At 46.2% G+C, this 12,704-nt stretch carries 10 protein-coding genes and 1 tRNA gene; 7 read left to right on the top strand and 4 right to left on the bottom strand.

The window, feature by feature from the left end; genetic code table 11:
• Nucleotides 1-9: 9 nt before the first annotated feature.
• Nucleotides 10-1,362 (bottom strand): MATE family efflux transporter, encoded by a 1,353-nt coding sequence (locus tag H8K33_RS16555; protein ID WP_186892172.1) that lies wholly within the window; start codon nucleotides 1,360-1,362, stop codon nucleotides 10-12.
• Nucleotides 1,363-1,417: 55 nt separating this feature from the next.
• Complete coding sequence (locus H8K33_RS16550; RefSeq protein ID WP_186892171.1) at nucleotides 1,418-2,206, bottom strand: substrate-binding periplasmic protein; 789 nt, start codon at nucleotides 2,204-2,206, stop codon at nucleotides 1,418-1,420.
• A 331-nt stretch (nucleotides 2,207-2,537) separates the two neighbouring features.
• On the opposite strand from H8K33_RS16550, the gene H8K33_RS16545 reads away from it, so the two are divergent.
• On the top strand, nucleotides 2,538-5,042 hold the full coding sequence (locus H8K33_RS16545) for a zinc-dependent metalloprotease (RefSeq protein ID WP_246443691.1): 2,505 nt from the start codon (nucleotides 2,538-2,540) through the stop codon (nucleotides 5,040-5,042).
• 79 nt (nucleotides 5,043-5,121) lie between these two features.
• Nucleotides 5,122-5,526 carry a BLUF domain-containing protein gene (locus H8K33_RS16540; RefSeq protein WP_222613468.1) on the top strand — a complete coding sequence of 135 codons (405 nt, stop codon included), beginning with the start codon at nucleotides 5,122-5,124 and terminating at the stop codon, nucleotides 5,524-5,526.
• A 23-nt stretch (nucleotides 5,527-5,549) separates the two neighbouring features.
• Here the strand turns inward: H8K33_RS16540 and H8K33_RS16535 are convergent, their stop codons facing one another.
• A complete protein-coding gene (locus tag H8K33_RS16535) occupies nucleotides 5,550-6,173 on the bottom strand; it encodes a hypothetical protein (RefSeq protein WP_186892169.1) in 624 nt (207 codons plus the stop codon).
• A 304-nt stretch (nucleotides 6,174-6,477) separates the two neighbouring features.
• Here H8K33_RS16535 and H8K33_RS16530 point away from each other — a divergent pair, with 304 nt between their 5' ends.
• Nucleotides 6,478-8,511 (top strand): NADPH-dependent 2,4-dienoyl-CoA reductase, encoded by a 2,034-nt coding sequence (locus H8K33_RS16530; RefSeq protein ID WP_186892168.1) that lies wholly within the window; start codon nucleotides 6,478-6,480, stop codon nucleotides 8,509-8,511.
• A gap of 77 nt (nucleotides 8,512-8,588) precedes the next feature.
• Here the strand turns inward: H8K33_RS16530 and H8K33_RS16525 are convergent, their stop codons facing one another.
• Nucleotides 8,589-9,128 (bottom strand): c-type cytochrome, encoded by a 540-nt coding sequence (locus H8K33_RS16525; RefSeq protein ID WP_186892167.1) that lies wholly within the window; start codon nucleotides 9,126-9,128, stop codon nucleotides 8,589-8,591.
• A gap of 230 nt (nucleotides 9,129-9,358) precedes the next feature.
• Between H8K33_RS16525 and H8K33_RS16520 the strand changes: the two genes are divergently transcribed.
• From H8K33_RS16520 to H8K33_RS16505, 4 genes are all read left to right on the top strand, one after another.
• A tRNA-Arg gene (locus H8K33_RS16520) sits at nucleotides 9,359-9,435 on the top strand.
• Between the two features lie 314 nt (nucleotides 9,436-9,749).
• On the top strand, nucleotides 9,750-10,121 hold the full coding sequence (locus H8K33_RS16515; protein WP_186892166.1) for a flagellar protein FlaG: 372 nt from the start codon (nucleotides 9,750-9,752) through the stop codon (nucleotides 10,119-10,121).
• A 31-nt stretch (nucleotides 10,122-10,152) separates the two neighbouring features.
• The gene (locus H8K33_RS16510) at nucleotides 10,153-11,133 is read left to right on the top strand and encodes a hypothetical protein (RefSeq protein ID WP_186892165.1); all 981 of its coding nucleotides are present in this window, start codon (nucleotides 10,153-10,155) and stop codon (nucleotides 11,131-11,133) included.
• Between the two features lie 110 nt (nucleotides 11,134-11,243).
• A complete protein-coding gene (locus H8K33_RS16505) occupies nucleotides 11,244-12,704 on the top strand; it encodes a pyridoxal phosphate-dependent decarboxylase family protein (RefSeq protein ID WP_186892164.1) in 1,461 nt (486 codons plus the stop codon).

The following is a 12,704-nucleotide window of genomic DNA, read 5'->3' as shown; positions in this document are numbered from 1 at the left end:
CTTGGTCGATTATTCGTGTTGATTTGTTTGCTCTAATTTTGCTAACACCCGGAAACACAAAACCACACCAGCAATTCCGAACAAGACCACGCCCAGCCCATATCCCGCAATCACACCGCGCGCGCCAAACCACATTCCGCCAAACCAAACAAAGGGAATCACACCGATTGTGGATCGTCCCCAATTTAACATGGTTGAATAGAGTGGGTAGCCAAGATTATTGAATGCCGCATTGGCGACAAACAGGCTGCCGTTGAATAAGAAACTGCCAGCAACGAAAATGCAAAAAAACACGATGACATCGGCTGCTGCACCTTGAGCATCAAAGGCGCGAGCGATCATATGACTAAACACGGCCAGTAAGAACCAAACAACTAATACATAGATTAAGGTCAATTTCAGGCTATCCAGCATGGTGGATCGTAAGCGATCAAAGCGTTTCGCGCCCAGATTTTGACCAAGAATTGGACCGACCGCGCCCGATAAAGCAAACAAACCTGCAAATGCCATGGGAATCAAACGAGACACGACCGCCCAACCGGCAACTGCCTGATCGCCATATTTTGCAAGAACTGAAGTGACAGCGGCGTTACCAACGGGGGTCGCCACATTGGTGAGTATCGCTGGAATGCCGATGGTAGCGAAGGCTTTTGCACCGCGGCGAAAAACTTCAGGCTCCGGCTTGCTATAAAAGCGATGGCTTGCAAAGATACTGTAGGCGCCGATGCTCACTAACACGACACGCGCCAGAACGTTTGCGTAAGCCGCACCATCCAAACCTAAGTTCAGACTAAAAATAAAGAGCGGGTCGAGGATGGCGGTGGCAATTGCCGCACCCAAAGTCACATACATCGCACCTTTGCCATCACCTAAAGCACGCAATAAAGCACTGAGTCCCATACCAATACTAATTAATGGAATGGAAGGCAATACCAATTGACAGAAACGTTTGGCAAGCCGTGCTGTTTCTGCTTGTGCGCCTAGAATGCTTAGTAAGCTATCTAGTAGCGGATAAGTAATGATGGTTAGTAGAATCGAAATTCCTGCGATCAAAATCAGTGAAGTCGCGGCAAATTGTCGGGCTAGTTGACTATCACCACTCCCGATGGCTCGTGATACCGTTGCAGCAGTTGCAATCGATAGGCCAATCGCGATCGAGGTATGAAAGAACAAAAGCGTACTAGCGTAGCCAATTGCCGCAGCCAGCTCAGGTTTGCCTAATTGGGAGATATAGAGAAGATTTAAAACATCCACCAAAAAGACCGCAATCAGGCCAATTGAGCCAGTTGCGGTCATATTGATGACGTGACGCATGGTCGAGCCATGCACAAATTTTCCGTGTATCGTGGGGGTACTGGTCATGAATTGATCTACCTAAGCCAACATAAACAACATAAAGTTGCCATAGTGTAGCGGATTAATCCAAATTCGTTGCTTGCATGGGCGGAATGGCGCCTTCTTTGCGTCCTTTTGCGATTGCCTGGTTGATGCGATTTAACAGATTTTGATTGCGTGGACTGATGCGCATAGCAAAATGGTTATTGACGATCGCAATTGGCTTGGGCAATACACAAAAGGCAGGTCGTTCAACATAGCCAAATGATTCGCTCAGCGCGGCGTAATTCTTGTTTAGGGTTTCTTGCATTTCGCGATGATTGCCAGTGACGCCATACCAGACAATCGCATCCATGCGTTTCGCCATCAATTTTTTGAGGCGAGAAATGCCAGCACCAATATCATTTTCGACTTTGAACAACACATGCATTTGTTGATCGAACTCTTCTCCTGCGCTCGTACCTAACACAACACCTATGAGTTTTCCTCGTAGATCGTTGATGCCATTAAATTTGAAAGTAGCATCACATCGCGTAATTAACCAGTTGCCGTTGGCATTGATAGGCTCAGAAAACGCATAACGTTTTGCGCGTTCTGAGGTGTGCGACATCCCCATCAGCACAATATCATTATGTAATGCATTATCCAGGGCGCGTTTCCACGGCACACGCTTGACTTCGAAGCGAAGATTTAAGGATTTTTCAATGTAATTCAGTAAGTCGCGGCTCACTTTATTGAGCGGGACTGGTTTGCCATGTTTATCGAATTCTTCTATGGTTTGCAATTGCACTACTTCATGTGCATAGGCAAAGCTACTAAGATATAAACTTAGTATGATGATGCCGCAACGAAGAATGCCGTGAAGATTCATGATGATTGAGTTAGATGGCTTGTGAATGATTGTAGCAAAGCTGCGAATGCTTCAAAGGATTTGTTGCTACTGAAATTGTATAAATTATTTCACTGTTGCTTAAATGCGGCTTCGTCTTTATCTCGTGCTAACTCAGTAGGTCGAGTCCATTTATTGAGCACGGGATGGGTGGAGGGAAAGGTCTATTTCTTATATCTAGTGTTTTTTATTAAATGCAAAAGACTGAGGCAACTAAATGCGAAGATTGCTTGTCCAAGCTCACGCTGTTAATTTCCTAAGTATTCCATCCGCTACACGATGCTTTGTTTTGCTTTGTTCTAAAGGACCCGCCATGTCAGCCCCATTACCATCAAAATTTGTCTTGAACATCATTTCCGCAGCAGTTGTAGTATTCAGTGCGATGCCTGCCAGCTATTCAGCGGCGCAGACAGCACAAGGGGTTGGCGTCTCAGGAAGCACTTCTGTCGCATCCGCTGGTTTCGCTCAACATACGGCAGGGATGAAGAAACAGGGTGGTTTGTTTGATATTTGGACTAGCCAGGAGCAAGCAAAGATTTTGATGGCGGTGCCGCAATTAGATCGTCCCTTTTTGCTGGTCACCTCGCTGCCATTTGGACTGGGATCGAATGATGTCGGGCTAGATCGCGGGCAAGCAGGAAGAAGTAAATTAGTCAGATTCGAACGTCATGGAAAACGCCTGTTCTTAGTACAAGAGAACACCCGCTTTATCGCTGATTCACAAAATCCAGATGAACGCGCTTCTGTGCGTGAAGCTTTTGCTGGCGCGGTGTTGTGGGCTGGAGATATCTTGGCAACGGAGGGCAATACCTACTTGGTGGATTTCTCGTCTTTCTTATCGACCGACAGGCATGGTGTGGCCGATACTTTGATAAGAACTCGCCAAGGGAATTACGTGGTCGATGAAAAACGCAGTGCTGTATTGAGTCAGCAAGCGAAGAATTTTCCTGATAACACTGAGCTAGAAGCTTTACTGACTTTCGCGGGTGCTGGCGATGGCCCGTTTGTACGTCAAGTGGCAGCGGATCCGAAGAGCTTGCGTGTACATCAACATGTGAGTTTGATTCGCTTGCCTGATGGGTATAAGCCGCGGTCGTATCATCCAGGATCGGGAGGCTTAGATAGCGAGCAGATGGATTTTGCGACACCGTTAGCAGACAGTATTCACGTGCAGTGGCAGGTTAGACATCGCTTAGAAAAGACCGATCCAAACGCAGCGGTCAGCACCGTGAAAAAGCCGATTATTTATTATTTGGATCGTGGTGCGCCAGAGCCAGTGCGGACGGCCTTGTTGGAAGGTGCGCGTTGGTGGACGAGTGCGTTTGAGAAGGCGGGTTTTAAAGACGCCTATCGCGTCGAATTACTGCCGGAAGGCGTTGATCCTATGGACATCCGCTACAACACCATCATGTGGGTACATCGCGCAACACGCGGTTGGTCTTACGGTAATGCCGTGACTGATCCACGTACTGGTGAAATCATTAAAGGTGCGGTGACCTTGGGTTCGCAACGCGTGCGACAAGATATTTTGATCGCTGAAAGTTTGTTAGCGCCTTACGGTAAATCAAGCAGTGCAGAGAAGAAAAATGCGGCGGAACAAATGGCCTTGGCGCGATTACGTCAGCTGTCTGCGCATGAAGTTGGACATACCTTGGGAATCGCCCATAACTTTGCGCCTAGTCGTCATGGCAATGGTTCTGTGATGGATTATCCGCACCCGATTTTAGGCCTGAATAGTAAGGGTGAAGTGGAATTAAAAGATGCCTATGGAGTAGGCGTAGGACCTTGGGATGACTTTGTGGTTCAACATTTGTATGCAACTTTCCCTGGGCAAGATGAAGAAACTGCGCTGGCAAATTTGCGCGAAAAAGCCAAAGCGCGTGGCTTGCAATATGTGTCTGATACCGATTCACGCGCAGCAGGTGCAGCACATCCAAATGGTCTGCTATGGGATTTCGGCGCTGATTCCATGAAAACTTATGATCAATTGATGCAGGTGCGTCAGCATGCTTTGAATAATTTTTCAATGGCGGTCTTGCCACCACAACGTCAGGTTGGTGAGTTGGAAGCCCGATTAGTCCCAGTCTATTTATTGCATCGCTATCAAACCGAAGCGGTGGCGCGCTTGATTGGTGGTGCCGAATATGAATATGGTTTGGCAAAGGATGCGAACGCCGGACGGATACAGCCCGGAGCCAAGCCAGTTTCTGCTGCATTACAACGGCAAGCTTTGCAAAAAATAATTGCGAGTTTGCGTGCGGAAAATTTAGCTTTGCCAAAAAATGTATTGGCGATTTTGACGCCGCCATCAGAAGGTTATAACCGCACACCGGAATATTTTTCAGGTCGCATGAATGTTGTGTTTGATGCGCTTTCGGCGGTTGAGGCGGGCGCAGCGCAAAGTAGCCAGTTTTTGTTTGACGCCACCCGCATAAATCGTTTGGCTTGGCAGCATGCAATCGATGAACAGCAACTGGGCGTAAATGAATTGTTCAAACAAGTATTTGAGCAAACCTGGCAGCGTGCAGAGCCAGGATCTACTGTGCTTGCCGGCAATACGGTACAGCTAGCAGCAAACTGGGTCGTACTCGACGCGGTATTAGGTTTGATTGATAACGGACGTTTGCATCCACAAGTGCAAGCAGATGTGCGTCAAAGCGTGACCGAGCTGGCACGATGGTTACAGAAAAATCCGGGCAAAGGCAGTATCGCGAGTAGCCGTCAACAGGCGGCTGAACTGATATTGTCGTATTTACGCGACCCCGCCAGCGTCAAGTTGCGTCCACTTCCACCAATTCCTCCAGGCGCACCTATTTAGACCTTAATCACTGACGTGATCACTGGTGATCGCTCTGTTTCGGGCGTAGAATGAATTCATCGTTCTACGCAGGAGTTGCATGATGAATTTGATCCAATTGGTGTACGTCAGTCGTTTAGCTGGTGATGAATCCGTGCTGCAGTCGATTCATAGCCACGCAGTCAGAAACAACACCGCACATATAATTACCGGCAAGCTCTTGTATTGCAGCGGCCGGTTCTTACAAGTGCTCGAAGGCGAGCCTGCACAAGTTCACCGCACTTTTGATCTTATCAAGGCAGACCCACGTCATCGCGACGTGACGCTGTTAATGGAGCAAACTATTTCTGAGCGTGCATACCCACATTGGAATATGGGATTTCGGCATGTACAGCAGGATGATCTCGATCAGTATCCTGCGTACAAAGCTTACTTTCAAGACGACTTTGCCGCCTTAAAAATACAGCCTTTGATCGCTTTGGAAATTATTAATAATTTTGTTTAAGCTGATAGTTAGGTCAACACGCCCTAGAAATAAGTCTCATCAAAATTGGTACGAGGTACCAACTTTGGTGTCGTTGATTTCTTGCGCTTTTTGAATAAGGCACGGTGAATTGCAAACTTGAGACGATTTTTCTGAAATGCATGTAGTTGTTGAAAAACCGCGTCAAGCTTTGGCTGTTGTCGCGCAGTTTCAAACGCTAAGTTTGGAATGTCATGAATTGGATGCCAAGCGATTTTTGCTAAATTGCTTAAGTAAAGCTCTCCGAACAAATGGTCACTTGCTCGTGCCTGAAACGCAATCGCTTGTGGTGCTGTAGCTAGACATTTGTGCAAATTGCCTAATCCGAAATCAACCAGAAATTCTTGATTGACTAAGCAGGTGACATGCCCAGCGAGTTGACCGGGCTTAATATAATCTTTGTGACCAAGAAAGAAACGCTGATTTTGTTCTTCCATTAAGGCATAGCAACTGATCAACTGGACTGGGTAGTTTTTCTGCCGCAAACTTTGTAGTAACAGCTGATTGATGAAAAGACAGCAAGAACCATATTCGTCAAATAGTCCCAAATACTCGAAATCAGCGAAGAGCTGGCTGGTGTCTTTGGACAATTGGGTTGGTGGCAGCTTATTAAAGAAAGTGTTCGTCATAGCAGCCTTTGAGAACGAATGAAACATTGAGGAGCAGCTTAATCTCTGCGACCCAGCAGTTCAAAAACTATTACATCTTTTTACAGTTCCTATTGGGCTTGTACTTTGATGCTGAGTTTGCATGTAGTCATTAGGCCAATACGCCCTAGTCATATTGAGATTTTGTAGGGAAAATTGTCATGCCTATTTAGTTTTTCTGACGCTCTTCATGTGCAATTTAGAGAATCTCACCTAGCTAAATCGTCGCCAATTAGGCTTAGCTTGTGTATTCTTGTCCGATCTTGTTTTTTACATAGGCTTTGGTATGGCTAACGCACATTTCCCTCATTTGCTCGAACCCTTGGATCTAGGATTCACTCAATTACGCAATCGCGTCATGATGGGATCTATGCACACGGGTTTAGAAGATCGCTTTTATCATTACGGGAAGTTAGCGGCTTATTTTAGAGAGCGTGCACGTGGTGGTGTAGGGCTGATTGTGACTGGGGGAATTTCACCAAATCGTCGTGGTTGGCTATTGCCGTTTGGTGGCACCATGAACAGTTTGGGGGATATTTTTAATCATCGTAAAGTGACTCGTGCCGTGCATGAAGAAGGTGGCAAGATCGTGATGCAGATTTTGCATTCTGGTCGTTATGGTTATCAACCGTTTATCGTTTCTGCCTCCGATAAAAAAGCGCCGATCTCGAAATTCAAACCAAAAGCCTTAACTGAAGCGGGTATAGAAAGCACGATTCGTGACTATGTGCGATGTGCAAAATTGGCACAGAAATCTGGCTATGATGGCGTTGAAATCATGGGCAGTGAAGGTTATTTATTGAATCAGTTTTTGTGTGTGCGTACCAATCATCGCACTGATCGTTGGGGCGGCTCCATCGAGAACCGCATGCGTTTGCCAGTTGAAATTGTTCGTCGCGTACGTGCTGCGGTTGGTCCGAATTTTATTATCATGTATCGCCATTCGATTCTGGACTTGGTAGAGGGTGGTAACAGCTGGGATGAAGTAGTCGCCGTAGCGCAAGCTTTAGAAAAAGTGGGCGTCACTTTATTCAATACTGGCATTGGCTGGCATGAAGCCCGCGTTCCAACCATTGTGACTTCAGTTCCGCGAGCGGCTTTCGCTGCGGTGTCGGGGCGTTTGAAACAAGCGGTGTCGATTCCGGTAATTGCTTCCAATCGCATCAATATGCCAGCGCAGGCAGAAGACATTATCGCCAGCGGTATCGCCGATATGGTGTCTATGGCACGTCCATTTTTAGCAGATCCTGAATTTGTGAATAAGGCCGCGGAAGGGCGGGTTGATGAAATCAATACCTGTATTGCGTGTAACCAAGCTTGCCTCGATCATACTTTTTCAAATCAACGCGCTAGTTGCCTTGTGAACCCGCGTGCAGCGCATGAAACCGAATTACAGTATCTGAAAAAGGCTGTGGTCAAACGTGTTGCGGTGGTTGGTGCAGGTCCAGCAGGGCTTTCTGCTGCGACAGTTGCGGCATCTTGCGGACACGATGTGAGTTTGTTTGATAGTTCGGATAGCGTTGGTGGGCAGTTCAAGATTGCGATGCAAATTCCGGGCAAAGAAGAATTCAAAGAAACTCTGCGCTATTTTACGAAGCGCTTAGAAGTGACTGGCGTGAAAGTGCATCTGGGTAAGCGCGTGACGCGTGAAGAATTGCTGGCACAAGGTTTTGACCATATTATCGTTGCGACTGGTATTTCTCCACGCACGCCGCGTATAGATGGGATTGATCATCCAAAAGTGATGTCGTATCTGGATGTGTTATTGCACAAAAAACCGGTTGGGAAAAAAGTGGCCATCATCGGTGCTGGCGGTATTGGATTCGATGTTGCCGAGTATTTGTTACATGATCCAGCGACGGCATTGCCAATTCCTTTGTCTACTTGGCTAGGTGAGTGGGGTATCGATTTGCAGGCGAAACAGAATGGTGGTTTGATCAAGCCAGAAGAGGCACATCCAATTCGTGATATCTATTTACTGCAGCGTAAAGCAAGCAAAGTGGGTGCTGGTTTGGGTAAGACTTCTGGCTGGGTACACCGTGCTACTTTGCAGCGGAATAAAGTTCATATGTTGGCGGGAGTTGATTATCAAAAAATTGATGATCAGGGTTTGCATATTAGTGTTGGTGGAAAAACTCAGGTTTTAGATGTTGATCACGTTATTTTGTGTGCTGGTCAAGAATCATTAACAGAGTTAATGCCGACACAAGTAAACGAAACTGGACCACGGTTCCACAAAATTGGTGGCGCGGCATTAGCCTCGGAATTGGATGCTAAGCGTGCTATAAAAGAAGGTGCTGAACTAGCAGCTTCTCTGTAAGCACGAGATGATTCGAATTCATTGAAATAAAAAAAGCCAGTCAATGACTGGCTTTTTTATATTCGAAACTCGGCGAATTATTTTGCAGAAGCTTCAGTAGCTGCAGCAGCTTTGACTTCAGGTTCTTTAAATTTGCCACCACTGCCATTCACCATATGTACAACTGCGCGAGCAACTTCTACATCGTCAAGGTCTGCGTTACCGCCTTTTGCAGGCATACCACGGATACCTTCGATCGCATGTTTCAATACGGTGTCATAACCTTGTGCAATGCGTGGACCCCATCCAGCAGCATCACCTAACTTAGGTGCGCCAGCCGCGCCAGTGCCATGACATGCAGCACATGCAGCTTTGTATACTGCCTCACCAGTTTGCAGCACTTTTGGTGCGTTTGCATCTAATAAAGTGAATCCAGCATTTGCAACCGGGCTAATGCGTGCAGCGATTGCCTCTGGTGTCTGCGCATTGGAACCAGCGCCTACGGTGTTGTCACTGGAAACATATTTCACCAGCAAAACAATAATCAAAATAGGAACTATAAATCCAGCAAGAACGGCAACGATCAGTTGCTTAGGCGTCTTAATCGCTGATTCGTGTTCGTCGTGGGCGTCGCTCATGGTTTCCTCGATACAAAAATGATGTGAAGTTTGCTCGCAGCACATTCAATCGTGCTAAGCGTAAAACATCAGATTATAGAGCTAAAGCCTGTATTTTGGAATGAAAAATCGGCTTTTGCAGCATCAGAGTCGGTTCAATTAAAGAATAATTCCACAAAATAGCCAAGAATTGCTAAAGAGCTTCTGAGTAAATTGCGGTAGAATACGCGCCTCTTTTTGTATTTCTCATAGCGCCAGTAGCTCAGATGGATAGAGTACAGCCCTCCGAAGGCTGGGGTCGCACGTTCGAATCGTGTCTGGCGCACCAATCATCGTTTTCTCCTTCCTAATACAGCGTTTCTTACAGCCTCACAAATTGCTGATGCATAGGCTGACTTTTGCTGCCTTCAATTATTCATTATGCAATTGGCGACGATAGACGTGATTTTTTGCGCTGTTTAGTATGTCTAATTGCGTCCTTGTAATAGCGCAATGCCAATTTGAAATGCGTGAATTGGGCATTTCGCAAATCATGAATTTTCTATGATTCAATTAAACTTTTCGTGAATCGATCCGATAATCACTATATCTGGTAATCCGTAAAAAAATCTAATTGGTTTTGAATAAGTATTGGGGAAGAGAATGAGCATCAATCAAATTACCGCTGCAGTAGCGCGCGTGCCCGGTGTTGTCGGTTCTTCTGCTTCGTCCGAAACGCGGGTTGCGACAAGAGAAGTAAGCAAATCTCCTGCTGTGAAGTTGGAATCTACAGAGGAAGTCGCCGATACGGTCAGTGATGCTGAGTTAAAAAAATCAGTCGAAGTGATTAATCAATTCTTAAATGCTAACAACAGTATTAATCTCAATTTAGATCAGGAATCTGGTAAGGTTTTAGTGCAGATTGTGGACAAAGAAACCAATACAGTGATCCGTCAAATCCCGTCGAAAGAAGTGTTGGAGATGGCGAAAGATTTGGATAAGAAAAATGGGATGTTGTTACGGGATCAAGCTTGAATATTAAACTTGTCATTATTTGTGATTGCTTGTGATTAGCAGTTCCAACCCGCAATTTTGGCGCAAGCAAGCACAGCTTCCATTCTTGCAAAGAATCGCCGCTGCCCCAGCGGAAGTTATTGATTATGTCAAACAAGTGAATGCCCGCGAGAGTGGTTCTGCAATCGAACCCGCACTCAATCCCGCACTCACTCCCAGCATCAATCAGACAGATCATGTGTCTTCATTAAACTCCGCTTTGTTGACTGACATTCGATCCGCAATCGCCGAGCTTCCCGAGCAAGTTAAAGCTAAGCTTGAGCCTAAGTTATTAGGTGTTTTTTTAGCTACTGGAGTTGGTTCATCTGCTATTACCGATGTAATTTCCGATACCGATGGCAATATGCTTGGTGCCATAGTCTTGCTAGACTCAGACGCTTTCTTATCGCGAACTGCAAATAGTTGGATGGCATGGAAAGAATCAAGCCCATTCAACACCAGTGCAGAATACACTTTACTGGCAAACATAGCAGAACCCGAGCAAGATCAACGTAAGCAAGCTTTGCAATATCTGCTATTGCATGAATTTGGTCATGTACTCAGCATGAATACAACTTATCTACCAAATTGGTGGATAGGTTCACAGAAATTTAAGGATACGGAAGAGTACAGTTTCTTGTCGATTTGTTGGCAAATTGCGATGAGTGGTGAAATCATCCCTTTAATCCGGCATAATTTTGAACACCGTTCTGGTATCACTTATTACGGTCAAGCACAATTGAACGCATCGCAGATGTTAGCGATCTATCAGGCCTTGAGTGGTACTGGCTTTTCTACTCTTTATGCTGCAACGACGGTGTATGAGGATTTCGCCGAGAGTTTCGCCACGTATGTACATGTTGTGTTGATGGGCAAACCTTGGTGTATCCAGATTTGCTATCGTGAGCAGACGATTTTTAGCTTTTCAGATTATTGGGCAAGTCCACGATCACAACAAAAAGCAAAGATCTTTGAGCAATTGTTTTGTTCCTAAACAGTGTCTGCTGTGATGTTTGCGGCAGAAACACAAAATAGTTGCTATCCTTCGGCTTCATTCGATTTTGCCCATTTGCTTGGGCAAATTTTCATAGCGATAACAGAGTCATGACCGAAAATTCTCATAGCCTAGACCCACAAGACTGGACCAGCCTGCGTGCTGAAGGTCATCGTATGCTCGATGATATGCTTGACTATATTGAAGGTATTCGCGAGCGTCCCGTCTGGCAGAATATTCCTGATCAAGTCAGAGGACAATTTCAACAGAGCTTACCCTCACAAGCTAGTGATTTGGCGCAGGTACATCAACGCTTTATGCAAGAAGTCTTGCCTTACGCAGTGGGCAATTCACATCCAGGATTTATGGGCTGGGTACAAGGCGGCGGCACGCCAGTTGGCATGTTGGCGGAAATGTTAGCCGCTGGTTTGAATGCGAATTTGGGTGGACGCGATCAAATGCCTATCGAAGTCGAAAAGCAAGTGACACAGTGGATGCGTGAATTGTTCCAGTTTCCATCCAGCGCGAGTGGTCTATTTGTCACTGGGACATCGATTGCCAATTTTATCGCCGTCTTGGTTGCTCGGACCAAAGTCTTGGGTCTTGCGAGTCGTCGTGTCGGCATCACTAACAGCGGGAAAAATCTGATTGCCTATGCGTCCGTTGGCGCCCATGCCTGTGTATCACAAGCAATTGATATGGCAGGTATCGGTATAGATGCCTTACGTTTGATCCCGGTCAAGGCTGATTTTTCCATGGATATGCAAGAATTGGAAAAACAAATTGAGGCCGATCGTGCTGCGGGCTTTACTCCGTTCTTGATTGCAGGTACGGCGGGCACGGTCGATGTTGGCGCGATTGATGATTTAAATACGATTGCGGATATCGCGCAACGGCATGCATTGTGGTTTCACATTGATGGGGCCTATGGCGCTTTAGCGATGTTGTCTGATGAAATTGCACCACGCTTAAAAGGCATTGAACGCGCAGATTCTATCGCTTTCGATTTTCATAAATGGGCACAAGTTCAATATGATGCTGGTTACATTTTGGTGCGCGATGGACAGGCGCATTTTGATACCTTTGCTACGCCGACCAGTTACCTAAAGCGTGAGAGTCGTGGTATCGCTGCTGGTGAGCGTTGGCCCTGTGATTTTGGTCCCGATTTATCGCGAGGTTTTCGCGCACTAAAGGCATGGTTCACCATCCAAGTGTATGGTGTTGAACAATTAGGACGAATGATTGCGCATACTTGCGAACTCGCGCAACATCTTCAACAGCGCATAGTGAATGAGCCAAAACTAGAATTACTGGCACCGGTGAATTTAAATATCGTTTGTTTCCGTTATCGCGCCGCAGATCAGGATCTTGATGTCTTGAATCGCGATATTGTATTTGAGTTGCATGAGTCAGGTATCGCTGCGCCGTCAACGACCAAGGTGCACGGTCAATTAGCGATACGTGCGGCAATTGTGAATCACCGCACTGGCAAGCAAGATATCGATCAAATGCTAGATGCCGCTTTACGTTTTGGCGATCAACTGAGTAGTTCCAATGACAGCTTAAATTAA

The organism is Affinundibacterium amnicola, from assembly GCF_014284275.1.
In the GTDB taxonomy this organism is placed as follows: domain Bacteria; phylum Pseudomonadota; class Gammaproteobacteria; order Burkholderiales; family Burkholderiaceae_D; genus Undibacterium; species Undibacterium amnicola.
This window is presented reverse-complemented; position numbering and strand designations above follow the sequence as displayed.

What these genes read in the sequence shown, in the direction of transcription:
- H8K33_RS16555 (WP_186892172.1), bottom strand. Translation starts at nt 1,362, where the DNA reads ATGACCAGTACCCCCACGATACACGGAAAATTTGTGCATGGCTCGACC.
- H8K33_RS16550 (WP_186892171.1), bottom strand. Translation starts at nt 2,206, where the DNA reads ATGAATCTTCACGGCATTCTTCGTTGCGGCATCATCATACTAAGTTTA.
- H8K33_RS16545 (WP_246443691.1), top strand. Translation starts at nt 2,538, where the DNA reads ATGTCAGCCCCATTACCATCAAAATTTGTCTTGAACATCATTTCCGCA.
- H8K33_RS16540 (WP_222613468.1), top strand. Translation starts at nt 5,122, where the DNA reads ATGATGAATTTGATCCAATTGGTGTACGTCAGTCGTTTAGCTGGTGAT.
- H8K33_RS16535 (WP_186892169.1), bottom strand. Translation starts at nt 6,173, where the DNA reads ATGACGAACACTTTCTTTAATAAGCTGCCACCAACCCAATTGTCCAAA.
- H8K33_RS16530 (WP_186892168.1), top strand. Translation starts at nt 6,478, where the DNA reads ATGGCTAACGCACATTTCCCTCATTTGCTCGAACCCTTGGATCTAGGA.
- H8K33_RS16525 (WP_186892167.1), bottom strand. Translation starts at nt 9,128, where the DNA reads ATGAGCGACGCCCACGACGAACACGAATCAGCGATTAAGACGCCTAAG.
- H8K33_RS16515 (WP_186892166.1), top strand. Translation starts at nt 9,750, where the DNA reads ATGAGCATCAATCAAATTACCGCTGCAGTAGCGCGCGTGCCCGGTGTT.
- H8K33_RS16505 (WP_186892164.1), top strand. Translation starts at nt 11,244, where the DNA reads ATGACCGAAAATTCTCATAGCCTAGACCCACAAGACTGGACCAGCCTG.